Origin of the sequence: Klenkia terrae, from assembly GCF_037083865.1 — a bacterium.
Taxonomy (GTDB): Bacteria; Actinomycetota; Actinomycetes; order Mycobacteriales; family Geodermatophilaceae; genus Klenkia; species Klenkia terrae.
This window is the reverse complement of sequence record NZ_JBAPLV010000024.1, coordinates 1-25,131: the sequence shown is the minus strand read 5'-3', so window position 1 is coordinate 25,131 and position 25,131 is coordinate 1. Positions and strand designations below refer to the sequence as shown.

24 protein-coding genes are annotated in these 25,131 nt (G+C 75.0%); 20 read left to right on the top strand and 4 right to left on the bottom strand.

Annotated features, from left to right (window positions below; translation table 11 throughout):
- Positions 1-9 precede the first annotated feature (9 nt).
- On the bottom strand, positions 10-1,113 hold the full coding sequence (locus UXQ13_RS18595) for a DUF3866 family protein (protein WP_336392711.1): 1,104 nt from the start codon (positions 1,111-1,113) through the stop codon (positions 10-12).
- A gap of 36 nt (positions 1,114-1,149) precedes the next feature.
- On the opposite strand from UXQ13_RS18595, the gene UXQ13_RS18590 reads away from it, so the two are divergent.
- From UXQ13_RS18590 to UXQ13_RS18555, 8 genes are all read left to right on the top strand, one after another.
- Positions 1,150-2,118, top strand: a complete 969-nt coding sequence (locus tag UXQ13_RS18590; protein WP_225235748.1) for a helix-turn-helix transcriptional regulator — start codon at positions 1,150-1,152, stop codon at positions 2,116-2,118.
- A complete protein-coding gene (locus UXQ13_RS18585; protein ID WP_336392710.1) occupies positions 2,115-3,077 on the top strand; it encodes a helix-turn-helix transcriptional regulator in 963 nt (320 codons plus the stop codon). Before UXQ13_RS18590 ends, UXQ13_RS18585 begins: the two co-directional genes overlap by 4 nt.
- 49 nt (positions 3,078-3,126) lie before the next feature.
- On the top strand, positions 3,127-3,330 hold the full coding sequence (locus tag UXQ13_RS18580) for a hypothetical protein (protein ID WP_336392709.1): 204 nt from the start codon (positions 3,127-3,129) through the stop codon (positions 3,328-3,330).
- 40 nt (positions 3,331-3,370) lie between these two features.
- Complete coding sequence (gene tatA, locus UXQ13_RS18575) at positions 3,371-3,685, top strand: Sec-independent protein translocase subunit TatA (RefSeq protein ID WP_225235751.1); 315 nt, start codon at positions 3,371-3,373, stop codon at positions 3,683-3,685.
- A gap of 19 nt (positions 3,686-3,704) precedes the next feature.
- Positions 3,705-4,628 carry a twin-arginine translocase subunit TatC gene (gene tatC / locus UXQ13_RS18570; RefSeq protein ID WP_336392708.1) on the top strand — a complete coding sequence of 308 codons (924 nt, stop codon included), beginning with the start codon at positions 3,705-3,707 and terminating at the stop codon, positions 4,626-4,628.
- Positions 4,629-4,631: 3 nt separating this feature from the next.
- On the top strand, positions 4,632-5,543 hold the full coding sequence (locus UXQ13_RS18565; protein WP_336392707.1) for a diacylglycerol kinase family protein: 912 nt from the start codon (positions 4,632-4,634) through the stop codon (positions 5,541-5,543).
- 42 nt (positions 5,544-5,585) lie between these two features.
- A complete protein-coding gene (locus UXQ13_RS18560) occupies positions 5,586-8,435 on the top strand; it encodes a DEAD/DEAH box helicase (RefSeq protein WP_225235754.1) in 2,850 nt (949 codons plus the stop codon).
- Positions 8,436-8,568: 133 nt separating this feature from the next.
- Positions 8,569-9,621: a DUF4333 domain-containing protein gene (locus UXQ13_RS18555; protein ID WP_336392706.1), complete on the top strand. Its 1,053-nt coding sequence runs from the start codon at positions 8,569-8,571 to the stop codon at positions 9,619-9,621.
- A gap of 13 nt (positions 9,622-9,634) precedes the next feature.
- Here the strand turns inward: UXQ13_RS18555 and UXQ13_RS18550 are convergent, their stop codons facing one another.
- Positions 9,635-10,555 (bottom strand): 5'-3' exonuclease, encoded by a 921-nt coding sequence (locus tag UXQ13_RS18550; RefSeq protein WP_225236107.1) that lies wholly within the window; start codon positions 10,553-10,555, stop codon positions 9,635-9,637.
- Positions 10,556-10,683: 128 nt separating this feature from the next.
- Between UXQ13_RS18550 and UXQ13_RS18545 the strand changes: the two genes are divergently transcribed.
- The 4 genes from UXQ13_RS18545 (at position 10,684) to UXQ13_RS18530 (ending at position 14,602) form a co-directional block, all read left to right on the top strand.
- Positions 10,684-11,154 (top strand): Lrp/AsnC family transcriptional regulator, encoded by a 471-nt coding sequence (locus tag UXQ13_RS18545; protein ID WP_225235756.1) that lies wholly within the window; start codon positions 10,684-10,686, stop codon positions 11,152-11,154.
- A complete protein-coding gene (locus tag UXQ13_RS18540; RefSeq protein ID WP_336392724.1) occupies positions 11,151-11,498 on the top strand; it encodes a nuclear transport factor 2 family protein in 348 nt (115 codons plus the stop codon). The genes UXQ13_RS18545 and UXQ13_RS18540 overlap by 4 nt, the downstream gene beginning before the upstream one ends.
- A 67-nt stretch (positions 11,499-11,565) precedes the next feature.
- Positions 11,566-13,683, top strand: coding sequence for an intein-containing Rv2578c family radical SAM protein (locus UXQ13_RS18535; protein ID WP_225235757.1), 2,118 nt, complete (start codon positions 11,566-11,568; stop codon positions 13,681-13,683).
- A 37-nt stretch (positions 13,684-13,720) separates the two neighbouring features.
- Positions 13,721-14,602 (top strand): lysophospholipid acyltransferase family protein, encoded by an 882-nt coding sequence (locus UXQ13_RS18530; protein ID WP_225235758.1) that lies wholly within the window; start codon positions 13,721-13,723, stop codon positions 14,600-14,602.
- Here the strand turns inward: UXQ13_RS18530 and UXQ13_RS18525 are convergent.
- Together UXQ13_RS18525 and UXQ13_RS18520 are read right to left on the bottom strand one after the other, a co-directional pair.
- Entirely contained in the window at positions 14,577-15,095 is a 519-nt protein-coding gene (locus UXQ13_RS18525; protein ID WP_225235759.1) for a GNAT family N-acetyltransferase, read from the bottom strand. The genes UXQ13_RS18530 and UXQ13_RS18525 overlap by 26 nt on opposite strands.
- Before the next feature lie 18 nt (positions 15,096-15,113).
- On the bottom strand, positions 15,114-16,538 hold the full coding sequence (locus UXQ13_RS18520) for a KamA family radical SAM protein (RefSeq protein ID WP_225235760.1): 1,425 nt from the start codon (positions 16,536-16,538) through the stop codon (positions 15,114-15,116).
- Between the two features lie 111 nt (positions 16,539-16,649).
- Between UXQ13_RS18520 and kdd the strand changes: the two genes are divergently transcribed.
- From kdd to UXQ13_RS18480, 8 genes are all read left to right on the top strand, one after another.
- Positions 16,650-17,672 carry an L-erythro-3,5-diaminohexanoate dehydrogenase gene (gene kdd / locus UXQ13_RS18515; RefSeq protein ID WP_225235761.1) on the top strand — a complete coding sequence of 341 codons (1,023 nt, stop codon included), beginning with the start codon at positions 16,650-16,652 and terminating at the stop codon, positions 17,670-17,672.
- Positions 17,669-19,183, top strand: coding sequence for an amidohydrolase (locus tag UXQ13_RS18510; RefSeq protein WP_225235762.1), 1,515 nt, complete (start codon positions 17,669-17,671; stop codon positions 19,181-19,183). The genes kdd and UXQ13_RS18510 overlap by 4 nt, the downstream gene beginning before the upstream one ends.
- Positions 19,180-20,766 (top strand): lysine 5,6-aminomutase subunit alpha, encoded by a 1,587-nt coding sequence (kamD, locus tag UXQ13_RS18505; protein WP_336392705.1) that lies wholly within the window; start codon positions 19,180-19,182, stop codon positions 20,764-20,766. The genes UXQ13_RS18510 and kamD overlap by 4 nt, the downstream gene beginning before the upstream one ends.
- Positions 20,763-21,503, top strand: coding sequence for a lysine 5,6-aminomutase subunit beta (gene kamE, locus UXQ13_RS18500; protein WP_336392704.1), 741 nt, complete (start codon positions 20,763-20,765; stop codon positions 21,501-21,503). Before kamD ends, kamE begins: the two co-directional genes overlap by 4 nt.
- The gene (kal, locus tag UXQ13_RS18495) at positions 21,500-21,904 is read left to right on the top strand and encodes a 3-aminobutyryl-CoA ammonia lyase (protein WP_225235765.1); all 405 of its coding nucleotides are present in this window, start codon (positions 21,500-21,502) and stop codon (positions 21,902-21,904) included. Before kamE ends, kal begins: the two co-directional genes overlap by 4 nt.
- 275 nt (positions 21,905-22,179) lie before the next feature.
- Positions 22,180-23,796, top strand: a complete 1,617-nt coding sequence (gene lnt, locus UXQ13_RS18490; protein WP_336392703.1) for an apolipoprotein N-acyltransferase — start codon at positions 22,180-22,182, stop codon at positions 23,794-23,796.
- A complete protein-coding gene (locus UXQ13_RS18485) occupies positions 23,793-24,578 on the top strand; it encodes a polyprenol monophosphomannose synthase (protein ID WP_336392702.1) in 786 nt (261 codons plus the stop codon). The genes lnt and UXQ13_RS18485 overlap by 4 nt, the downstream gene beginning before the upstream one ends.
- Positions 24,575-25,045 carry an FxsA family protein gene (locus tag UXQ13_RS18480; RefSeq protein WP_225235768.1) on the top strand — a complete coding sequence of 157 codons (471 nt, stop codon included), beginning with the start codon at positions 24,575-24,577 and terminating at the stop codon, positions 25,043-25,045. Before UXQ13_RS18485 ends, UXQ13_RS18480 begins: the two co-directional genes overlap by 4 nt.
- Positions 25,046-25,131: the final 86 nt, after the last annotated feature.

Below are 25,131 nucleotides of genomic sequence, written 5' to 3'. Positions count from 1 at the left end.
GTCAGGCGGTCAGGACCGCTCGACCAGCCCGGCGGCGTACCGGCCGGCGCAGGCCGCGGACAGGAAGTAGGCGTGGTCGGCGTCCAGGCCACGCCCCATGGTCGACAGCCCCACCGGGGAGGCGCGCAGCGCGTCGTCCAGACCCTCGACCTCGACCTCAACCACAGGGTTGCGGTCGGGCTGCCCGGCCAGGTCCTCGGTGACCTGGCGGGCCAGCTCGGGCGACAGACCCGAAACCGGCACCGGCAGCGTCACCCCGGCCAGGGCCACCCGGCCGAACGCGGTCAGCGAGTGGTGGGACACCCCGCGGTGCCGGGGGCGCGGGTCGGCGTCGGAGATCCGCAGCGCGCCGACCGACCGGCCGCCCAGCACGTGCGCGGCGTTGCAGGCCTCCCCGGCGGCGACGCCGGAGAAGCCCCAGGGCGTGCCGGTGCCCAGGTTGCCCGGGCCCTGCGCCACGACCGCGACGTCCGCGGCCAGCACGTGCCGGGCGGCCAGCAGGGCGGTGTGCACGGTGACCGCCTCCAGGTCGCCGCCGAACGCCTGGCCCGCGGTGACCACGCCGGCCAGCGAGGCACCGAGTCCGTCCAGCGTCCGGGAGAAGGCCGCGGGCAGCGCGCCGCCGTCGGTCATCACGTAGGCCACCCGCAGCTCGGGCGCGGTGGCCCGGACCCCGGCGAGGACGGCGGGCAGCGCGGAGTGCAGGTCGGCCACGACCACCGGCATCCCGCCGACGTCCTCGGCCTCGGCGATGACGGCGTGGTGCGGGGTCTCCTGCTCGTCGACGCCCTGCACGGTCACCTGCAGCCCGGTGTACCGGCCCTTGACCAGGTGCCCGGGCCCGGTCGGGTCGGCCGGCAGCCGGCCCGGGAAGGCCACGACCAGCGCGTAGCCACCGGTGCCCAGCCGCTGTGCCCAGGCCGTGGTGTTCAGCAGCACCGCATCGCCGACCTGCGGGGTGCCGACCACCGAGGGGTGGGCCAGCGCCCGCAGCTCCCCGTCGCCGAGGACCTCGACCTGCAGCTCCAGGGAGTCCCGCCAGGTGCGGCCCAGCGCGGTCACCGTCCCGCGCCGCCAGCGGATCCGGGACTCGGGCACCTGAGGGCTGCTCACCGGTCCCAACCTAGGGGACGCACTAGCCTGGGAGCCGTGTCGGCCAAGCGTGCGGAGAGACTGGTCAACCTGGTCTTCGCCCTGCTGGGCACGCGGCAGTTCGTCACCGCCGAGAAGATCCGCAGCACCGTGCCCGGGTACGAGCCCGCCGACGGTTCCGAGCGGGCCGACGAGGCGTTCAAGCGCATGTTCGAGCGCGACAAGGCCGACCTGCGCGAGCTCGGCGTCCCGCTGGAGACCGGCCGCACCAGCGCGTTCGACCTGGACGACGGCTACCGGATCGCCCGCTCGGCCTACGAGCTCCCCGAGATCACCCTGACCGGCGACGAGGCCGCCGCGGTCGGGCTGGCCCTGCGGCTGTGGCAGTCAGCGCAGCTGGGCGGGGCGGCGCAGGGTGCGCTGGTCAAGCTGCGCGCGGCCGGGGTCGACGTGGACGGCGCCGGTGCGCTGCCGCTGCAGCCACGGCTGGACGGCGGCGAGCCCGCCTTCGACGCCTGCTACACCGCCGCCCGCGACCGGCGGCTGCTGACCTTCACCTACACCCGCCCGGACGAGGACACCGGCGTCCGCCGTCGGGTGCAGCCGTGGGGCGTCGTCTCCTGGCACGGCCGCTGGTACCTGGTCGGCCACGACCTGGACCGCGAGGGCACCCGGGTGTTCCGCTTGTCCCGGGTCACCGGCACGCCGCGCGCGAGCGGCCCGGTCGACGCGTTCACCCCGCCGGGCGAGCTGGACCTGGCCGCGGTCGTGGCCCGACAGGTCGGCCGGCCCGAGCACGTCGTCGTCCTCACCGCGCGGCCGGGCACCGCCGTCGGCCTGCGCCGCCGGGCCGCCGCGCTCGGCCCGGACGCCGCCGGCGACGACCGCCTGGAACTGCGCACCACGGAGCTCTGGGCCCTGGCCGACGAGATCGCCGCGCACGGCGCCGACGTCCTGGTGGAGTCCCCGCCCGAGCTGCGCTCGGCGGTCGTCGAGCGGCTGACCCGGCTGGCGGCCGGCGCATGAGCGCCCCGACGACGGACCGGATGACCCGGCTGCTGGCCCTGCTGCCCTACCTCGAGGCCCGCCCCGGCGGGGTGCTGCTGGCCGACGCGGCCCGCGACTTCGGCGTGACCGAGGCGCAGCTGCGCAAGGACCTGGAGCTGCTGTGGGTCTGCGGGCTGCCCGGGCACGGCCCCGGCGACCTGGTCGACCTGTCCTTCGAGGGCGACCGGGTCCGGGTGACCGACACCGCCGGGCTGGTCCGACCGCTGCGGTTGGCCACCGACGAGGCGGTCGCGCTGGTGGTGGCGCTGCGGGCGCTGCTGGAGGTGCCCGGGCTGGCCGAGACCGACGCGGTCAGCCGCGCCCTGGCCAAGGTGTCCGCCGCGGCCGGGCAGCCCGCCGACCTGGCCGGTGCGGTGACCGTCAGCATCGACGCCCGCGAGCAGACCCTCGCCGTCGTCCGGGAGGCCCTCCAGGCCGGTCGGGCGCTGCACCTGCACTACTACGTGCCCAGCCGGGACCAGCACACCGAGCGGACCGTCGACCCGATGCGGCTGCTCCTGGTCGCCGGGCACTGGTACCTGGAGGCCTGGTGCCGCGAGGCCGTGGACACCCGGCTGTTCCGCCTGGACCGGGTGGACGACGTCGCGGTGCTCGACGAGCCCTCGGCGCCGCCGGAGCAGGCCCGGCCGCGCGACCTGGACGACGGCATCTACCAGCCCGGTGCCGACCAGCCGCTGGTCCGGCTCCGGCTGGACCGCAGCGCCCGGTGGGTGGCCGACTACTTCCCGGTCGAGGAGGTCGTCCCGGTCGACGACCCGCCCGGCGGGCTCGCCGTGTCCGTGCGCACCGCAGACCCCGCGTGGGCCCGTCGCCTGGTGGCCTCGCTCGGCGGCGCCGCCCGGGTGGAGGACCCGCCCGAGCTCGCCGGGGAGATCGCGGCCGCGGCACGGGCCGCGCTGGCCCGTTACAGCGACTGAACAGGGCGCACCCAGCGTTCCGTCGGTGTCCCCGGCTAGTGTCGTGCCCGTGCTGCTGCTCATCGTGCTCGGGGTCGTCGTCGTGCTGGCCCTCGTCGTCCTGGGTGCCCTGGGCTTCGGGCTCCTGGGCGCGGCCGGCCGGCTGACCCGCGAGATTGCGGCGCTGCAGCGCGACGTGGCCCCGGTGGCTGCCCAGTTGCAGGCGTCGCTGGCCGCCGCCGCGGCCAGCCGGCAGAAGTCGCCGGACGCGTAGCCTCGATCCCGAATCCGCCCGACCCTCCCGGAGGACCCCGATGAGCCTCGGCCCGCTCGAGATCGGCCTGATCATCCTGGCCATCCTGCTGCTGTTCGGCTACAAGAAGCTGCCCGACGCCTCCCGCTCGCTGGGCCGGTCGATGCGCATCTTCAAGGGCGAGATGAAGGGCATGAAGGACGACGACGTCCGTGCCAAGGACCCCGCCACCACCACCCCGCGCGGTGAGCTGTCCCAGCCGGTGACCCCGGACTACGAGGCCGAGGCGCGTGCGGCCGAGGCACGGGCCGCCGAGGCGCGGGCCCGGGCCGACGCCGGTCGCACGGGGACCACCCCGCTCGACGGCACCCGCTGATCCTCGCCGGCGCCCGACCGTGAGCACCGCCGAGGCGGACCGGCCGCGCGTCCGGCGGCGGAAGCGACCGCCGCGCGACGACGCGGCGACGATGAGCCTGATCGGTCACCTCAAGGAACTGCGCAACCGGATCGGCATCGCGCTGCTGTTCGTGTTGATCGGCACGGCCATCGCCTTCTGGTGGTACGACCACGGCCTGGGCCAGTTCATCCGGGCCCCGTACTGCTCGATCCCGGCCGACAACCGGCTGGAGTCCGGCTCCGGCTCGGACTGCACGCTGCTGGTCACCGACGTCTTCGGCGGCGCGCTGATCCGGCTGAAGATCGCCTTCATCGCCGGGGTCGTGCTGTCGGCCCCGTTCTGGCTGTGGCAGGTGTGGGCCTTCCTGACGCCGGGTCTGAAGTCGAACGAGAAGCGGTACGGCGTCACCTTCGTGGTCGCCGCCAGCCTGCTGTTCGCCCTCGGTTCCGCCCTGGCCTACATCTCGCTCAAGGCGGGTCTCACGCTGCTCTTGGGCCTGGCCGGGGACAACGTCACGATCGCGCTCACCGCCCAGGACTACATCGGGTTCGTCATCTCGATCCTGCTGGCCTTCGGGGTCTCCTTCGAGGTCCCGCTGGTGGCGGTGGCGCTCAACCTGGTCGGGGTGCTCTCCTACGCCGCGCTGGCCAAGGCCCGTCGGTGGATCTACTTCCTGACCATCGTGTTCGCGGCGTTCATCACGCCCACCCAGGACCCGTTCACGATGCTGCTGATGGCCCTGCCGATGTGCGTGCTGTTCGAGGTGGCCATCCAGATAGCCCGGGTGGTGGACAGGCGACGGGCCCGTCGGGACGGCACGGCCGGGTACGCCGGGCTCGACGACGACGCGGCGTCCCCGCTGGACGCCCGGCCGTCCGCGCTGGACGACCGCCCGTCGGCGCTGGACGACCCGGCTCGCTGACCCGTGCAGGTCGCACTGCTGGTCAACGAGGCCGCCGGCCGTGGGCGGGCCCGGTCCGCCGCGGCCGCCGTCACCGCCCGGTTGGCGTCGGCCGGCGTCCAGGTGCACCCGCTGGTCGCCCCGGACCGGACGGCGGCCGAGGACGCCGTCCGCACGGTGCGGGAGGACGTCGACGCCGTGGTGGCCCTGGGCGGTGACGGGGTGGCGCACGCCGCGGTCCAGGGGCTGGCCGGCAGCGGCACCCCGCTGGCCGTGCTGCCCGCGGGCACCGGCAACGACCTGGCGCTCGCCCTCGGCATCCCGGCCGACCCGCTGGCCGCCGCCGACGCCGCGGCGCAGGACCTGCTGACCGGCGGCGGGCGGCGGGTCGACCTGGCGCGCAGCACCAGCGCGGCGGGGGAGCGGTGGTGGGCCACCGTGCTGTGCTGCGGGTTCGACTCGGTGGTCAGCGACCGGGTGAACCGGCTCCGCTGGCCGCGGGGTCCCCGCCGGTACGACCTGGCGATCGCCGTGGAGCTGGCCCGGCTGCGGTCCCGGCGGGTGCGGCTGACCCTGGACGGCGTGCCCGCCGAGCACGAGGTCACGCTCGTCGCGGTGGGCAACACCGCCTGGTACGGCGGCGGACTGCGGATCTGCCCCGGGGCCGACCCCGCCGACGGCTGGCTGGACATCACCGTCGTCGGTCCGGTGAGCCGCTTCGAGCTGGTCCGCACCCGCCCACGGTTGGCCGCGGGCACCCACGTCAGCCACCCCGCCGTCCAGGTGCTCCGGGCCCGGGAGCTGCTGGTCGAGCCGGTCGGTGCGGACGCCGAGGGGCTCACCACCTTGGCGGACGGCGAGCCGGTGGGGCCGCTGCCCCAGCGCAGCACGGTCGAGCCGGGCGCCCTCACCGTCCTGGGCACCGGCCGCCGCTGACGGCCCCCGGCAGGACCGGCGCCGCCCTCCTACGGTGGAGGCATGCTCGACACCGGCGACCTCAGCCCTGCCGAGCGGTACGCGGCGTCCCGGCGCCGCGGTCGCTTCCCGCTGCTGTCGGACTTCGTGCTCGACCTCGGGTTCACCCTCGACCCGTTCCAGCAAGAGGCCTGCGAGGCGCTGGAGGGCGGGTCCGGCGTGCTGGTCTGCGCCCCCACCGGGGCCGGCAAGACGGTGGTGGGGGAGTTCGCCGTCCACAAGGCGCTGGCCGAGGGCCGCAAGGCGTTCTACACGACCCCGATCAAGGCGTTGTCGAACCAGAAGTTCGCCGACCTGGTCGGCCGGTACGGCCCCGACAAGGTCGGCCTGCTGACCGGGGACAACGCGGTCAACGGCGACGCCCCCGTGGTCGTGATGACCACCGAGGTGCTGCGCAACATGCTCTACGCCGACTCCCCGGCGCTGCGCGGGCTGGGCTACGTGGTCATGGACGAGGTGCACTACCTGGCCGACCGGTTCCGCGGCGCGGTCTGGGAGGAGGTGATCATCCACCTCCCGGACGACGTGGCGCTGGTGTCGCTGTCGGCGACGGTCAGCAACGCGGAGGAGTTCGCCGACTGGCTGGTCACCGTCCGCGGGGACACCCGGGTCGTGGTCAGCGAGGTGCGGCCGATCCCGCTGTGGCAGCACATGCTGGTCGGCGGGCGGATGTTCGACCTGTTCGCGCTGCGACCGGGGGCGCACCTGTCCGGCGACGTCGAGCTGTCCCGGCGGGAGCGGGGCGCGGCGGTCGTCGACCCCGAGCTCGTGCGCTACGTGAAGGAGCAGGAGCGCCGACTCGACTCCTGGCACGGCGGGGCCACCCGGCGCAGCAAGGACCGCTACGAGCACCGGCCCCGCTACACCCCGCCGGCCCGGTCGGAGGTGCTGGCCCGGCTGGACGCCGCCGGTCTGCTGCCGGCGATCACCTTCGTCTTCAGCCGCAAGGGGTGCGACGCCGCGGTCGAGCAGTGCCTGCGGTCCGGCCTGCGGCTCACCGACGAGGCCGAGCGGGCCGCCGTCGCCGAGGTGGTGGACCGGCACACCGGCGCGCTGCACGAGGCCGACCTGCAGGTGCTCGGCTTCTGGGAGTGGCGCGAGGGCCTGCTGGCCGGCCTGGCCGCCCACCACGCCGGCCTGGTGCCCGCGTTCAAGGAGGCCGTCGAGGAGTGCTTCGTGCGCGGCCTGGTCAAGGCCGTCTTCGCCACCGAGACCCTCGCGCTGGGCATCAACATGCCCGCCCGCACGGTGGTGCTGGAGAAGCTGACCAAGTGGAACGGCGAGGCCCACGTCGACGTGACGCCGGGGGAGTACACCCAGCTCACCGGCCGGGCCGGTCGCCGCGGCATCGACGTCGAGGGGCACGCCGCGGTCGTGTGGGCACCGGGCGTGGACCCCGCGGCGGTCGCCGGCCTGGCCAGCACCCGCACGTACCCGCTGCGCTCGTCGTTCCGGCCCAGCTACAACATGGCGGTCAACCTGGTCGGCTCGTACGGCCGGGAGCACGCCCGGGAGCTGCTCGCCTCCTCCTTCGCCCAGTTCCAGACCGACCGGTCCGTGGTCGGCCTGGCCCGGCAGGCCGCCCGCGGCGAGGAGGACGCCGCCCGCCTCGAGGCCGCCGTCCCCACCGGGAAGGGCGACGTCGCCGGGTACGCCCGGCTGCGGGCCGAGATCGCCGACCGGGAGAAGGAGCTGGCCCGGGACACCCAGGCCCGCCGCCGGCGGGAGGCCGCCGAGACGTTGCTGGCGCTGCGACCGGGCGACGTCATCCGGGTGCCCTCGGGACGGCGGCAGGGGCTGGCCGTCGTCCTGGACCCGGGCATCACCGAGCTGGCCGACCCCCGGCCGCTCGTGCTCACCGAGGACAAGTGGGCCGGCCGACTGGGCCCGCTGGACTTCCCGAGCCCGGTGGACGCCCTCGCCCGGCTCCGGGTGCCCAAGAACTTCAACCACCGCAGCCCGCACGCCCGCCGCGACCTGGCCGCGGTGCTCCGCGACACCCGCGCCGAGCTGGGGCTGGGGGCCCGCAAGACCCGGATCCGGTCCGGCGCCGACGACGATCCGGTGCTGGTGGACCTGCGGCACGCCCTGCGCCGGCACCCGGTGCACCAGCTGCCCGACCGCGAGGAGCTGGTCCGCAGCGCCCAGATGTGGCTCAGCGCCCGCCGGGACGCCGAGCGGGTGCGGGCGCAGGTCGCCGAGCGGACCGGGTCGCTGACCCGTCAGTTCGACCGCACCTGCGACGTGCTGGAGGAGCTGGGCTACCTGCGCCCGGACGCGCCGTCGGCGGCCGACGAGAGCAGCCCCGGCCCGCACCCGGCGGCCGAGGCGCCGGTGGTGACCACGGCCGGGCGGCAGCTGTCCCGGATCTGGTCCGAGGCCGACCTGCTGACCGCCGAGTGCCTGCGGGCCGGGGTGTTCACCGGCCTGGACGCTCCCGGGCTCGTGGCCTGCGCCAGCGCGCTGGTGTTCGAGGCGCGCCGGGATTCGCCCAGCCAGCCGGCGGTGCCCTCGGGCCCGGTGTCCGCGGCCCTGGTCGCCATGCGACGGGTGCACGCCGAGCTGCACGCGGTGGAGACCGCCCACGGGGTCCGCCCGAGCCGGGACCTCGACCTGGGCTTCGCGCAGGCGGCCTACCGCTGGGCCGAGGGCCAGTCGCTGGACCGGGTGCTGGCGGAGGCCGAGCGGGTGGGCACCGAGCTGTCCGGCGGTGACTTCGTCCGCTGGGCCCGCCAGCTGGTCGACCTGCTCGACCAGCTGGCCAAGGTCACCGACGGCGCGCTGGCCCGGACGGCGCGGACGGCGGTCGAGCGGGTCCGCCGCGGTGTCGTCGCGGTGGCGGTGAGCGGCTGAGCGATATCGCCGGGGGACGCCGCGGGCGCGGCGGCGGCGCTCCGAGTGGGGCCGTCGACCGGGGTGGTGGACAATCGGCGCGGCCCGCTGCCGGGACCCCCGGGGTCCGGCCCGCCACGACGAGGGAGCACCGATGACCAACCCGCCGCAGGGTGGCGACCACCAGGACCCCGACCGCACCCAGGGTGCCGACGGTCCGGACGCGGCTCCCGGTGCCGACAGCACCCGGATGATCCCGCTGCGCCAGCCCGACGGGTCCGGCGCGTCGGGCAGCTCCGGGTGGGGGCAGCAGGCCAGTGGTCAGCAGGCAGGTCCTCAGCAGGCCGGAGGTCAGGGCGCCGACGCGCAGCCCGCCGCCGGGTCGTGGGGGCAGTCGACGCCCCGGCCCGCCGCGGAGCAGGACCAGCCGACCCCGCCGTCGTCGAGCCCGCAGCCCGGCCAGCAGCAGGGTGCGTCGCCGTCCTGGGGCCAGGCCCCGCAGGGCGGCTACGGCCAGCAGGGTGGCCAGCAGTACGGCCAGGGCGGCGCCGGTCAGCCGCAGTACGGCCAGCAGTACGGGCAGGGCGGCTACGGCCAGCAGGGGGGCCAGCAGCAGTACGGCCAGCCCGGCGCCGGCGGGTACGGCCAGCAGGGCGGCTCGCCGTCCTACGGCCAGCCCGGCTACGGCCAGCAGCCCGGCCAGTACGGCCAGGGCGGTCAGCAGCAGCCCGGCCAGTACGGCCAGGCCGGTGCCGGTCAGCAGTACGGCCAGCAGGCGGGGCAGTACGGGCAGGGCGGGGCCGGTCAGCAGCAGTACGGCCAGCAGCCCGGCCAGTACGGGCAGCCGGGTGCGGGTCAGTACGGCCAGCCCGGTGGTTTCGGCCAGCCGCCGGCGCGGCCGGCGAAGCCCAAGCGCACCGGTCTGATCGTCGGCCTGGTGGTGCTCGGTCTGCTGGTGATCGCCGCGGCGATCGTGCTGCCCATGGTGCTGGGGAGCAAGACCCTCGACCCGCAGGCGGTCCAGCGCGACGTGGCGGCCCAGTTCGAGGAGCGCGAGAACGTCTCCGTCGACCTGACCTGCGACGAGGACATGACCGTCGAGACGGGGGCGACCTACACCTGCGAGGGCACCACCGGCGAGGACGAGGACGTCACCATCACCATCCGCGTCACCGACGACGACGGCGCCTACGAGTGGTCCGAGTGAGGCAGGCCCCCGCTCAGGGGGCCAGGTAGCCCGGCCACTGCAGCGCCGCGCCCAGCCGGGCGATCGAGTTCTGCAGGCCGTGCCGCTCGGCCAGCTCGGCGAGCGCGTCGTGGTCGGCGGGGGAGCGGGGCAGGTCGCCGTCCACGGCCGGCATGTCGATGTCCTTGACCACCTCGACGACGGCCGGGGCGGCGTCGAGGTAGGCGGCCGACTCGTGCAGCTTGCGCAGCACGGACGCCGTCAGCGGGGCCTTCGGGACGGCGGTGTGGGCCACCGCCTCCCGGATCCCGGCCAGCGACCCGAACGCGGTGATCAGCGCCGCGGCGGTCTTGTCGCCGACTCCCTTGACGCCGGGTAGGCCGTCGCTGGGGTCCCCGCGGAGCACCGCGAAGTCGGCGTAGGCCTTGCCCGGTACGCCGTACTTGGCGGCGACGGCGCCCTCGTCGACCAGGTCGAGGTCGCCGATGCCGCCGCGGGCGGTGTACAGCACCCGCACGCCGCGGGCGTCGTCCACCAGCTGGAACAGGTCGCGGTCGCCGGTGACGATGTCCACCGGACCGCGGGCGCGGGTGGCCAGGGTGCCGATGACGTCGTCGGCCTCGTAGCCCGGCGCCCCGACCCGGGCCAGCCCGGTGGCCGCGAGCACCTCGATGAGCACGGGCACCTGCGGGCCGAGCTCGTCGGGGACCTCCTCGCCGCCCTCGGGTGCCTGCCGGTGCGCCTTGTAGGAGGGCACGGCGTCGGTCCGGAAGGCCGGGCGCCAGTCGTCGTCCCAGCAGGCGACGAACCGGTCGGGCCGGTGCGCGACGACCAGCCGGGCGGACATGTCGAGGAACCCGCGCACGGCGTTGATCGGCCGGCCGTCGGGTGCGGTCACCGTGGTGGGGACGCCGTAGAAGGCCCGGAAGTACAGGCTCGCCGCGTCCAGGAGCATCGTCGTCACGTCCGGGACGGTAACGGCCCGGCAACGACCGGGCGGAACTGTCGGTGTCCCTGGCTAGTCTGCGCCTGTGCGCACCCCCAGCGACCTCGCCGTCCCCGCCGACCTCGGGGGCTGAGCCGGTGGCCGCCGAACCGCTGGACAAGCTCGAGCCCCGGGCCGACGTCGACCGCGCCCTGCTGGCCGCGCTGGCCCGGGACGGGCGGGCGAGCTACACCGAGCTGGCCACCCAGGTGGGCCTGTCGGTGTCCGCGGTGCACCAGCGGGTCCGCCGGCTCGAGCAGCGCGGGGTCATCACCGGGTACTCGGCGCGGGTGGAGGCCAAGGCGGTCGGCCTGCCGATGGTCGCGTTCGTCTCGATCACCCCCATCGACGTCGCCCAGCCCGACGACGCCCCCGCCCGGCTGGCGCACCTCACCGCGATCGAGGCCTGCCACTCCGTCGCCGGGCCCGACAGCTACATGCTCAAGGTGCGGGTGGCCTCCCCGGACGCGCTGGAGGGCCTGCTCGCCGAGATCCGGGCCGCCGCCAACGTCACCACCCGGACCACGGTCGTGCTCACCACCTTCTACGAGGACCGGCCGCCGGTCTGAGCTCCCTGGACGTCACCGCGTTCTACGCCGACTGGTCGGCCGCCGACCTGCCGGCGATGGTGGCCCGGCTGCACCCGCAGGTGGACTGGCCCGAGCCGTGGTCCGGCGGTCGGCTGCGCGGCCCCGCCGCGGTCGCCGGCCACCTCGCCGACCAGCGCCGGGACGTGCGGTTCACCGTCGTCCCGCTGCACGTGGTGCAGACCCACCAGGCAGCGGTCGTGACGGTGCACCAGGTGGTGCGCGACGCCGACGGGGACCCGCTGTCGGACACCACCGTGCTGCACACCCTGACGCTGGACGACGGCCTGGTCCGCCGGCTGGACGTCGGCGAGCCGCCACCCTGAGCAGGAGTTCGTCCACAGCCCGGCCCGGCACATCGACAGCCTGCCGAACGTGTGTTCGACTGGGTGCATGCGATGGGATGCCCAGCGGCTGGACCTGGTGGAGCCCGAGGTGCTGCCCGGGCTGCCCACGGTGGCCGGTCTGCTGCGCAGCCTGCAGGTGCCGGAGTTCCCCGGCCTGACCCTGCACGAGGTCCGCGCGAAGTCGGCGCTGAACAAGGTGCCCGAGGATTCCGCGATGCCGTTCGCCTACACGGTCAACACCTTCCGGGGCTGCTCGCACGCGTGTGTGTACTGCCTGGAGGGCGACACGGCGGTGCTGATGGCGGACGGGCGTACGCGCCGCATCGCCGACCTGCGGGTGGGGGACCAGATCATCGGGACCGAGGTGGTCGGCTCCTACCGTCGCTACGTCGCCACCGACGTCCGGGCGCACTGGAGCACCCGGAAGCTCGGGTACACGGTGAGGCTCCAGGACGGGACCGAGTTGGTGGCCAGCGGCGATCACCGGTTCCTCACCGGCCGCGGCTGGAAGCACGTCACCGGGACGACAGCCGGCCGCGACCGGCGGCCGCACCTGACGACGAACGACTCGATGCTCGGCTTCGGGAAGACCTCCGAGACGCCCAAGGCCACCGACGGGTACCGGCGGGGATACCTCACCGGGATGGTGCGGGGCGATGCCGACCTCAAGCGCTACGCGACGACCAGGCGCAACGGCCAGCGCGGCGTCCTGCACCGCTTCCGGCTCGCCCTGGCCGACGTCGAGGCCCTGGACCGCTCCCAGCAGATGCTGGCCGAGGAGGGCATCCGCACCGACCGCTTCGACTTCAGCCCACAGACCGAGGTGCGCCAGGCCATCACCGCGATCCGGACGCAGCGACGGGGTGACTTCGAGCGGATCACGGAGCTCGTCGCCTGGCCGGAGCGGCTCACCGACGAGTGGCGGCGAGGATTCCTCGCCGGCGTCTTCGACGCCGAGGGCTCCCGGAGCGCGGGCATCCTGAGGATCGCCAACTGCGACGAGGAGATGCTCAGCCGGACCGAGGAGGCGTTCTCGGCCTTCGGGTTCGACACCGTGCGCGAGGACAGGCACCGGCCGGGCGGGTTGCAGTACGTCCGTCTCCGCGGAGGGCTCCGCGAGCACATGCGGTTCATCCACCTGGTCGACCCGGCCATCCGGCGCAAGTGCGCCGTCGCCGGCATCGCCATCACGAGCGACGCCGACCTCCGGGTGGCCTCGGTCGAGCCGACCGGCGTCGAGATGCCGATGTACGACATCACCACGGGCACCGGGGACTTCATCGCCAACGGCGTCGTGAGCCACAACTGCTTCGCCCGCAAGACCCACGAGTGGCTCGAGCTGGACAGCGGGGCGGACTTCGACCAGGAGATCGTGGTCAAGACCAACATCGCCGACGTGCTGCGCCGGGAGCTCTCCCGGCCGTCCTGGAAGCGGGAGCACGTCGCGCTGGGCACCAACACCGACCCCTACCAGCGGGCCGAGGGCCGCTACCGGCTGATGCCGGGGGTGATCGAGGCGCTGGCCCGCTCGGGCACCCCGTTCTCGATCCTCACCAAGGGCACGCTGGCCCGCCGCGACCTGCCGCTGCTGGCCGCGGCGAGCAAGGACGTACCGATCGGCATGGGCGTCTCGCTGGCCATCTGGGACGACGACCTGCACCGCTCGCTGGAACCCGGCGTCCCCACCCCGCGGGCGCGGCTGGAGCTGGTCCGGCAGATCGTGGACGCCGGACTGCCCTGCGGGGTCTTCCTGGCCCCGGTGCTGCCCGGGCTGACCGACCAGCGCGAGCACCTGGAGAAGGCGATCGCGGCGGTGGCCGCGGCCGGCGCCACCGGGGTCACCGTCGTGCCGCTGCACCTGCGGCCCGGTGCCCGCGAGTGGTTCACCGCGTGGCTGTCCCGGGAGCACCCCCGGCTGGTCAGCCGGTACAAGTCGCTCTACGGCCGCGGTGCCTACCTGCCCGCGGAGTACCGCGACTGGCTGTCGGCCCGGGTCGCCCCGCTGCTGGCTGCCCACGGGCTGGACCGGCACGGCGGGGGAGCGGCCCGCGGCATCGGCGGGCTGCCCGGCGACGAGACGGCGTCCTTCCCGTTCGGGTCGCTGCCCGGTCCGGCCGTCGTCGTCGAGCCCGTGGACCGGCCCGAGCAGCTGTCGCTGTGCTGACCGGGGATCCGGGGCCGCCGGCGGTTAGGGTCCGGCCATGACCACGGCCAGCTGGCGCGACGTCGTCCGCCGCGACCTCTTCGGACCCTCCCCGGACCCGCGCGACCGGCCCTACCGGTTCGTCGTCCGGATGGGTCTGGCCGTGCTGCGGCTGTTCGGCTTCCGGTTCGACGTCCGCGGCACCGAGCACCTGCCGGCAGCCGGCGGCGCGGTGATCGCCAGCAACCACGTGAGCTACTTCGACTTCATCTACCTCGAGTACGTCGCGCTGCCGCAGCACCGGATGGTCCGGTTCATGGCCAAGGCCTCGGTGTTCGGCAACCGGTTCGCCGGTCCGTTCATGCGGGCCATGCAGCACATCCCGGTCGACCGCACCGCCGGCGCCGCCGCCTTCGACGTCGCCGTCCGGGCGCTGAAGGACGGCCAGGTGGTCGGGGTCTTCCCCGAGGCCACCATCTCCAGCTCCTTCACCGTCAAGGAGCTCAAGGCCGGCGCCGCCCGGATGGCCGTGCAGGCCGGGGTGCCGATCATCCCGGCCGCCGTCTGGGGCGGGCACCGGGTGGCCACCAAGAACCACAAGGTGGTGCTGCGCCGCGGGGTGCCCGTCACCGTCCTCCTGGGCGAGCCGCTGGTGCCGGCGCCGGGGGAGAAGCCGCAGGCCCTGCTGCGCCGCACGCAGGCGGCGATGGAGCAGCTGCTCGACGAGGCTCAGCGCAGCTACCCCGACGTCCCCGCCGGCGACGACGACCGGTGGTGGCAGCCCGCCCACCTCGGCGGCACCGCGCCCACCCCCGCGGAGGCGCACGAGCTGGACATCCACGACGTGCGCGGCACCGCGGTGAAGGTGCAGCGCACCCCGCTGCAGAAGGTCCGGTACCTGCTGGCCCCGCTGGTCAGTCGACGACGTCGGGGGCGCTGAGCCGGAAGGCCTCGCACTCCACGCCGTACCAGCGGGTGGTGCGGCCCAGCGGGTCCATCCCCAGCCGCCGGCAGACCGCGACCGACCGCTCGTTGCCGGGCCGGACCACCGCGTACACCTCGGGCAGCCCGTCCTCGAAGGCCCGCTGCACTACGCCGCCGGCCGCCTCGGTCGCGTACCCGCGGCCCCAGCTGTCCGGGTGCAGGTGCCAGCCGACCTCGAACTCACCCACCCCGTTCGGCAGCGGCTTGAGCAGCAGCGTGCCGGCGACCGGACCGCCGTCCAGCGGCTGCACCGCCCAGCACCCGGCTCGCCCGTCGGCGGCGTGCACCGCGTCCCACCGGCCGACCAGCGCCGCCACCCCGCCCGACGGCGGTCCGGACAGGAAGCGCAGCACCTCGGGGCGGGAGTACAGGTCCTCGAGCCGGGCCAGGTCGTCGTCCGACGTCGTCCAGGCCCGGATCAGCAGCCGGGGGGTCCGCAGCAGCTCCACCCACCCTGCCTACCCCGGTCAGCCCAGCTGCGCGACCGACGCCTCGCGGGAGGCGACGGCGGCCGCGTCGGCGGCGACCGGGTCCACGGCCCGGTCGGCCCACCAGCGCTGCCCGGCCTCGGGGAGCGTGTGGATCGGGTCGTAGTAGGTGTAGCGGCGGTCCAGCGCGCCCTCGTCGGTGCGCTCGATCCCGGTCCGGTAGTTCTTGGTCCAGTAGCTGATCCCGCGCTCACGGTCGTACTCAGCGACCTGGTGCACCCAGCGCTTGCCGACGTAGGGCACGTCGCAGACGATCCGCGGCGTGGCGAAGCCGGGCAGGTAGCCCATCAGGTCGTGCTGCAGGGTCTGCGCGACCGACAGCGGCACCCGCCAGTGCTCGGCGGACGGGATCATGTCGCACATGTAGAAGTAGTAGGGCGTGACCCCGGCGCCGTCGAGCAGCGCGAAGCACAGGTCCAGCAGCTGGCCGGCGGTGTCGTTCACCCCGTGCAGCAGCACGCCCTGGTTGCGCACGTCGCGCACCCCGGCGGCCAGCATCGCCTGGGCCGCCTCGGCGACCAACGGCGTCACCGACTGGGCGGCGTTGACGTGCGTGTGGACGGCGAGCGACACCCCGCGGGCCCGGGCGGTGCCGGCCAGGCGGGTCATCCCGGCGACCACGTCGTCCTGCAGCCAGTGCTGCGGCATCCCCATCAGGGCCTTGGTGGCCAGCCGGATGTCGCGGACCGAGTCGATCTCCAGCAGCCCGGCGACGAAGGCCTCCAGGTTCTTGAACGGCAGGTTGGCCACGTCGCCGCCGGAGACCACGACGTCGCGGACGCCGGGGGTGGCCCGCAGGTAGGCCAGCATCTCGGCCTGCCGGTCGACCGGCTTGAGGTCGAACTTCAGCTTGGTGACCGCCGGCGTGGAGTTGCCGACCAGGTCCATCCGGGTGCAGTGGCCGCAGTACTGCGGGCAGGTGGGCAGCAGCTCGGCGAGCACCTTGGTGGGGTAGCGGTGGGTCAGGCCCTCGACGGCCCACATCTCGTGCTCGTGCAGCGAGTCGCGGGCGGCGTACGGGTGGCTGGCGGCCGCGCCGGGCAGCCGGTCCGACGCCACCGGGAGCATGTAGCGGCGCACCGGGTCGGCCAGCATCGCCGCGGTCGTGGGGACCGCGGTCGGCACCATCGTGTTGAGCATCTGCGGCGGCAGCAGCAGCGACATCGTGGCCCGGCCGGCCTGGTCGGCCTCCACGTCGGCGTAGAAGGTCTCGTCGAGCAGGTCGCCGTAGACCCCGCGCAGCTGGCGCAGGTTCTTCACGCAGTTCACGCGCTGCCACTGGGCGCTGCGCCACTGCTCCGCGGTGACGTCGGCGAAGCCCGGCAGCCGCCGCCAGTCGGGTTCGACCAGCTCACGGGCGGTGTACTCGTAGGGCTGCTCCAGCACGACGACCTCCAGCTGCAACCGGCACTTCCGGTGGCGACGTCGACACCATACGGGAGATCGTTCGGTGAAACGTGACTTTCACGATAGGTTCTGCACCGACGGGTCGGAGCAGGACTGAGGAGGCACCAGGTGCGGACGGCGACGGAGCGGGCACTCGGGGTGCACCGGGTGCTGGAGCCGGTCGGGGTGCTGCCCCAGGCCGCCCGCCGGCTGGACCCCGACGCGCCCACCGGCCCCGACGAGGTGCGCATCGACGTCGAGCGGCTCAACCTCGACGCCGCCTCCTACCGGCAGCTGCACGAGGCGCACGGCGGCGACGGCGCGGCGGTGCGCGACGCCGTGCTGGCGATCGTCGCCGAGCGCGGCAAGATGCAGAACCCGGTCACCGGCTCGGGCGGCATGCTCATCGGCCGGGTCGCCGAGGTCGGCCCGGCCTCACCGCTCGGCCTGGCGGTCGGCGACCGGGTGGCCACCCTGGTGTCGCTCACCCTGACCCCGCTGCGGATCACCGACGGCCTGGCGCGCTGGGACGGCCACGGCGAGCAGGTCCCGGCGCAGGGCACCGCCGTGCTGTTCGCCCGGTCCATCGCCGCGGTGCTGCCCGACGACCTGCCCGAGAACGTCGCGCTGGCCCTGCTGGACGTCTGCGGGGCGCCGGCAGCCACCGAGCGGGTGGTCCGCCGCGGCACCTCGGTCGCCGTCCTGGGCGCGGCGGGCAAGTCCGGCTGCCTGTCGGTGGCCGCGGCCCGCGACGCGCACGCCCGCCGGGTGGTGGGCGTCGTCCGGGACGAGCGGGAGGCCGCCGCCCTGCGGGCCGCCGACCTCGCGCACGAGGTCGTCGTCGCCGACGCCACCGACCCGCTGGCCGTCGCGGCCGCCCTCGGCGAGCCCGTCGACGTCACCGTCGTCTGCGTCGACGTGCCCGGCGCCGAGCACGGGGCGGTCCTCGCGACGGTGGACGGGGGCACCGTGGTCTTCTTCTCGATGGCCACCTCCTTCCCGGCGGCGGCCCTGGGCGCCGAGGGGATGGCAGCGGACGTGACGATGCTGATCGGGAACGGCTACACGCCGGGGCACGCCGCCCTGGCCCTGGACCTGTACCGCCGCAACGCCGGGGTGCGGGCGCTGGTCGACCCGCGCGTCCACCCATGAGCCTGCTGGTCACCGACGTCACCGTGGGCGACGCCGCCGGCCGGGCCGTGCACGTCGTGGACGGCGCGATCGCCTGGGTCGGGCCCGCCGCCGGTGCGCCGCGCGCGGACCGCACCCTGGACGGCGGGGGAGCTCTGCTGACCCCGGCGTTCGTCGACGCCCACGTGCACGCCACCGCCACCGGTCTGGCGCTGACCGGGCTGGACCTGCACGGGGCGGACAGCCTGCGCTCGGCGCTGGCCGCCGTCGCCGCGCACGTGGCGGCGCACCCCACCGGCATCGTGCTGGGCACCGGGTGGGAGGAGACGGCCTGGCCCGAGGGCCGCGCGCTCACCCGGCACGACCTGGACGCCGTCGTCGGCGACCGGCAGGTCTACCTGGCCCGGGTCGACGTGCACTCCGCGACGGTGTCCACCGCGCTGCTGGACCGGGTCCCCGGCATCACCGGCCTGCCCGGCTTCGCCGCCGACGGCCGGCTCCGGCTGGACGCCCACCACGCCGCCCGCCAGGTCGCCTACGGCGCGGTCGACCCGGTCCAGCGCGCCGCGGCGCAGCGGGCCACCCTGGACCTGGCCGCCGACCTCGGCATCGGCTGCGTGCACGAGATGGCCGGTCCCGAGGTGTCCAGCGCCGAGGACCTGGCCGGCGTGCTCGCGCTGAGTCGGCAGGATCCGGGTCCGCTGGTGCTGGGCTGGTGGGGCGAGCTCTCCGAGCGCGGCGGTCTGGACGTCGTCCGCGAGCTGGGGCTGGCCGGCGCCGGCGGCGACCTGTTCTGCGACGGCGCGTTCGGCTCGCACACCGCCGCGCTGTCGACGCCCTACGCCGACCGGCCGGAGACCTCGGGCGTGCTGCGGTTCGAGACCGCGCAGCTGGTCGAGCACGTCCGGGCCTGCACCGCCGCCGGCGTGCAGGCCGGGTTCCACTGCATCGGGGACGCCGCGGTGGACCAGGTATTGGCCGCGGTCGCCGCGGTGGGGGAGCAGCTGGGCCGTGACGCCGTCCGGGCGTGCCGGCACCGGCTGGAGCACGTCGAGATGGTGTCCACCGACGCGATCGACGAGATGCGCCGCTGGGGGATGGTCGCCAGCGTGCAGCCGGCCTTCGACGCCGCCTGGGGCGGGGACGACGGCATGTACGCCGAGCGCCTGGGCGTGGAGCGGGCGCTGGCCTGCAACCCGCTGGCCGACCTGTCCGACGGCGGGGTCGCCATCGCCCTGGGCAGCGACGCGCCGGTCACCCCGCTGGACCCGTGGGGCGGCGTGCACGCCGCCGTCGACCACCGCACGCCCGGCGCCGGCCTGCGCCCCTTCGACGCCTACGACGCCGCCACCCACGGCGGCTGGCACGCCGCCCGCGCGGAGCACCGCGACGGCCCGCTGGCCGTGGGCGCACCGGCGCACCTGGCGCTCTGGGCCACCGACCTGACCCTGTCCGGAGTGCTCGCCGAGCGCGCCCGCCCCACCTGCCGCGGCCTCCTGGTGTCCGGCGACGTCGTCCGAGGAGCACCGTGAGCGCACGACTGACCCTGGACCCCGGGCTCGTCACCCGGGCCCGCGAGCTGGCCGAGCAGGCCGCCCAGCCGGTCATCGACCTGGCCGGTCGGCACACCACCGTCTCCGTCGAGCGGGCCGTGCTGCGGCTGGCCGGGCTGGAGGGCACCGACCCGGTCACCGGCGAGGGCGAGATCCCCTGGGTGAACCGCGTGGTGGACACCGTCCGCGACCAGGTCGGGCTGGCCTCGGGCGTCGCGCTGCCGGTCTGGCACGCCATCGCCTCCGGGCGGGCAGCGAGCCTGCAGGACGTCGCCGAGCAGGTCGGGGCCGGCACCGCCCGCTTCGAGCTGCCCACCGGTGCCGCCCACGAGCAGGCCCGCGAGGCCGCACTGGCCGCCGTCGGCGCCGGCCTGGGCCGGGTGGACGACGCCCGCCGCCGGCGGGAGGACCTGGTGGCCACCCACGGCGACCCGCCGCGCCGTCCCTGGATCTACCTCATCGTGGCCACCGGCGACATCTACGAGGACATCCCGCAGGCCCAGGCCGCCGCCCGGGCCGGTGCCGACGTCATCGCCGTCATCCGGTCCACCGGGCAGTCGCTGCTGGACTACGTGCCCGAGGGCGCCACCCGCACCGGGTACGCCGGCACGTACGCCACCCAGGAGAACTTCCGGCTGATGCGGGCCGCCCTCGACGAGGTCAGCGCGGAGCTCGGCCGCTACGTCCGGCTGACGAACTACGCCTCGGGGCTGTGCATGCCCGAGATCGCCGCGCTGGCCGGCCTCGAGCGGCTGGACATGATGCTGAACGACGCGATGTACGGGATCCTCTTCCGCGACATCAACCCGATCCGCACCTTCGTCGACCAGCGGTTCAGCCGGATGGTGCACGCCCGCGCCGGGATCATCATCAACACCGGCGAGGACAACTACCTCACCACCGCCGACGCGGTCGACGAGGCGCACACCGTCACGGTCAGCCAGCTGCTCAACGAGCGGTTCGCCCGGGAGGCCGGGCTCGAGGACTGGCAGCTGGGCCTGGGCCACGCCTTCGAGATCAACCCCGCCGTCCCGGAGTCCTTCCGGCTGGAGTTGGCGCACGCGATGCTGGCCCGCTCGCTGTTCCCCGACGCCCCGCTGAAGTGGATGCCGCCGACCAAGCACATGACCGGCGACGTGTTCGGCGGCTACCTGCTGGACGGGTTCTTCAACCTGGCCGGGATGCTCACCGGCCAGTCGATCCTGCTGGTCGGCATGATGACCGAGGCCGTCGTCACCCCCTGGCTGAGCGACCGGGACCTGGCGCTGCGCAACGTGCGCTACGTGCTGGACGCCGCCGGCGGACTGGGCGAGGATTTCGCCCCGCCGCCGGGCGGGTTCATCGACACCCGGGCGCACACCGTGCTCGGTGAGGCCGTGGCGCTCCTGGAGCGGATCACCGCCGACGGCCTGCTGCCCTCGATCGCGGCCGGCACCTTCGGCATCACCAAGCGCCCGGCCGACCGCGGCAAGGGCCTGGACGGCGTCGTGGTCAAGGACGCCGACCACCTGGACCCGGCCACCGAGCTGATGCAGGCCGCGCTGCTGGAGGGATCCCGATGAGCTCGATCGTCCGGCCGTACGGCGACACCACCGGCGACGGCATGGTGCAGACGTCGTTCACCCTGCCCGTGCCGCCCGGTCCCAGGGCCGAGGGCGCGGCCCTGCAGTTGGCCACCAAGATGGGCATCAGCCCGGCGATGGTGGTGCACAGCCACGGCATCGGCACCGGCTACACGTTCTTCGTCGTCTACGGGTCGGTCACCCACCTGGTGGACCTGGACGCCGTCGAGGTCGAGGAGCGCGACTACCCGCTGATGAGCCCGGCGGAGGTCAACGGGGCGATCAAGAGCCGGCTGCACCGCAAGCTCGTGGTCATGGGCGCCTGCATCGGCACCGACGCGCACACCGTCGGCATCGACGCGATCCTCAACCTCAAGGGCTTCGCGGGGGAGAAGGGCCTGGAGTACTACCGGGAGATGGACGTCGCCAACCTCGGTGCCCAGGTCACCGTGCCCGAGCTGGTCGGCCAGGCCCGCGCCGCCCGCGCCGACGCCGTGCTGGTCAGCCAGGTCGTGACCCAGAAGGACGCGCACCTGCGGAACACCCGCGAGCTGGCCGGCGCGTTCCGCGAGGCGATGGGGGAGGACCGGCCGCTGCTCGTCGTCGGCGGCCCCCGGTTCGACCCGGCGATGGCACGCGAGCTCGGCGTCGACAAGGTCTTCGGCCGCGGCACCACCCCCGGCGAGGTGGCCTCCTACCTCGTCTCCGCCCTCATCCCCGAGGAGGTCCCCGCGTGACCGCCACCGTCGGACTGACCGTCACCCACCGCCGCTACGTGCCCTACGCGCACGCCCACTACGGCGGCTCGCTGGTCGACGGCGCCTACACCCTGGGCCTGTTCGGCGACGTGGCCACCGAGGTCGCGATCGTCGGGGACGCCGACGAGGGCCTGCTCGCCGGCTACTCCGACATCCGGTTCCTGGCCCCGGTGCAGGCCGGGGACGTGCTGGAGGCCTCCTGCGAGGTGGTGGCCGTCGGCCGGCGGTCCCGGACCCTGCGCTGCTGGGCCGACGTGGTCGCCCGGGCCGCCCCGGACCGCGGCCCGTCGGCGGCCGACGTGCTGGCCGAGCCGCTGCGGGTGGTCGAGGCGACGGCGACGCTCGTCGTCCCCCTGGCCGGGACCACCGAGCGTGAGTGACACGTAACGATCTGGTAACGCCCTGCCGCAGGTGACCCGATGACCTGTGCGACGGGTCCCGGGCTCCCTAGTGTTCCCCCGTCGCACCATCGCGATCCTGCCGCCGGTCCTGGTCAAGGGCGAGGTCGGTCGGACCGCCGGGCGGCACCCCGCGCCACCAGACAACGGCGGGACCGGACGCAGCCAGTCGCCCGGACCGCCGGCCCGAAGGCCGGGGTGCCGCTGCCGGCGGCAGCTGCGCCATCCCGTCGGCACCGGGTGGGATGCTGGGCGGCGTGACGGTGATCGAGTCGGTGGACCGCGACCTCCCAGCCGCGGACCCACCGCGTCGCCGCCCCGGCATGGTGCTGCGCACCCTGCTGGCCGCCGCCGGGGGAGCGGCGCTGTTCTTCGCCTTCCCCGGCTGGGACCTCTCCTTCCTCGCGGTGCTCGGTCCGGCGGCGCTGTCGCTGGCGACCCGGGGTGTCCGGTTCCGGGCCGGGCTGTGGCTGGGCCTGGTCCACGGCTTGGCGTTCTTCGTGCCGCTGCTGTCCTGGACCGGGATCTACGTCGGGTCCTTCCCCTGGCTGGCGTTGTCGGTCACCGAGGCGCTCTACGTCGCGCTGCTGGGCGGCGCGCTGGCGGTGACCGCCCGGCTGCGCGGCTGGCCGCTGTGGGCCGCGGCCCTGTGGGTGGGCGACGAGGCGCTGCGCGGCCGGTGGCCGCTGGGCGGGTTCCCGTGGGGCCGGCTGGGCTTCAGCCAGGCCGAGGGCCCGTTCACCGCGTTCGCCGCCTACGGCGGGGTCGCGCTGGTCAGCTTCGCCGTCGCGCTCACCGGCACGCTGCTGGCCGCGGCCGGCCTGGCGCTGGCCCGGGCGTGGCGGGACAGCTCGGCCGCCGAGCGCCGGACCCGGTCGCTGCGCGCAGCCGCCCTCGCCGTCGTCGGCACGCTCGCCGTCCCGGTGGTGGGCACCGCGGCCGCGCTGCCGCTGGCCGGCGGGTCGCTGACCGAGGGCGGGCCGACCCGCACGGTCGCGGTCGTGCAGGGCAACGTGCCCCGCGCCGGCCTGGACTTCAACGCCCAGCGCCGGGCCGTGCTGGACAACCACGTGAGCGAGACCCAGGCGCTGGCCGTGCAGGTGGCCGCCGGGGAGGTCGCCCAGCCCGACCTGGTCATCTGGCCGGAGAACAGCTCCGACATCGACCCCTACCTCAACGACGACGCCGCCGCCGCGATCGACCGCGCCGCGCAGGCGATCGGTGCCCCCATCCTGGTCGGGGCCGTGGTCAGCGGCCCGGGCCGGTTCATCTCCAACACCGCCATCGTGTGGGACCCGGAGACCGGCCCGGGGGAGACCTACGTCAAGCGGCACCCGGTCCCGCTCGCCGAGTACGTGCCGGCCCGCTCGTTCTTCCGGTTCTTCAGCGACAAGGTCGACCTGGTGCGCGCGGACTTCCGCGCCGGCACCGAGATCGGCACCCTGGACATGGCCGGCACCACGGTCGGCGACGTCATCTGCTTCGAGGTGGCCTACGACGGACTGGTGCGCGACGTGGTCGACGGCGGCGCCACGATGATCGTGGTGCAGACCAACAACGCCACCTTCGGCTTCTCCGACGAGAGCCCGCAGCAGCTGGCCATGGGCCGGCTGCGCGCGGTGGAGTTCGGCCGCTCGGTCGTGATGGCCTCGACGAGCGGCATCAGCGCGGTCATCGCCCCCGACGGCTCGCTGGTCCGCAGCTCGGACCTGTTCACCCCGGCCACGTTCGTCGAGGACATCGCCCAGCGCGACGGGACGACGGTCGCCGCCCGGGTGGGGGTCTGGCCCGAGGTGGCCCTCACCGTCCTCGGGCTGGGTGCCTTCCTGGCCGTCGTGGCGGGCGGGATCCGCACCCGCCGAGCCGCCCGGTGACCGCCCCCGCCGACGGTGTGCTGGTCGTCGTCCCGACCTACTGCGAGATCGAGAGCCTCGAGGCGGTCCTCACCCGGCTGCACGCGGCCGTCCCCACCGCGCACGCGCTGGTCGTCGACGACGGGTCGCCCGACGGGACCGGCGAGCTGGCCGACCGGCTGGCCGCCGCCGACGAGCGGGTGCACGTGCTGCACCGCACCGCCAAGGCGGGCCTGGGGCCGGCCTACGTCGCCGGTTTCCGCTGGGCCCGCGAGCACGGCTGGCCGGTGGTGGTCGAGATGGACGCCGACGGGTCGCACCCGCCCGAGCAGCTGCCCGACCTGCTGGCCGCCCTCGCCGACGCCGACCTGGTGCTCGGCTCGCGGTACGTGCCCGGTGGCCGGGTGGAGAACTGGCCGGCCCACCGGCTTGCGATCTCGCGGATCGGCAACGTCTACACCCGGCGCGTCCTGCGCCTGCCGCTCACCGACGCGACCGGTGGTTTCCGGGCCGCCCGGGCCGACCTGCTGGCCCGGTTGCCCTTCGACGAGGTGGCCAGCCAGGGCTACTGCTTCCAGGTCGACTGGGCCTGGCGGGCGGTCCGCAGCGGGGCCCGGGTGGTCGAGGTGCCGATCACCTTCAGCGAGCGCACGGCCGGCAGGAGCAAGATGAGCTCCTCGATCGTTGGGGAAGCACTGGCCCGGGTGACCTGGTGGGGCCTGCTGGACCGGGTGGCCGATCGGCTGCCCGGCCGAGTGCCCCGACCCGTGCCGGCCCGAACGCGAACCGGAGGACCGACATGACGAGCCGACTGCGCACCTTGCTGGGCCTGGGTGCCCTGGCGGAGGTGGCGGTGTTCATCGCCGTCGCCGCCTGGATCGGGGTGGGCTGGACCATCCTGGCCGCGCTGGTGACCAGCGCACTGGGCTGGGTGCTGCTGGCCAAGCAGGGCACAAAGACGCTCACCGAGCTGCGGCTGCGGGCCCAGGAGCACCGCGCCCCGGGCACCGCGCTGGGCGACGCCGGGCTGATCGCCGCCGGGGGAGCGCTGATGATCCTGCCCGGGTTCCTCGGTGACCTCCTGGGCCTGCTCTGCCTGCTGCCCGGGACCCGCAAGCTGCCCCGGGCGCTGATCGCCCGGGCGGTGCTGAACCGGCTGCCCGACCGCGCCCGCGGCCCGGTCCGGGTGCAGAGCACCCGCCCGGCCCAGGTGCACCCCGAGCCCGCCGACCGCCCGGCGGTCATCGAGGGCACCGTCGTCGAGCGCTGACCCCGACACGCAGAAGGGCCCCTCCGGAGTGGGCGGATTCCAGGGGTCGTCGCAACACCGCTGGTCAGTAGGCCGGTTGCAGTAGA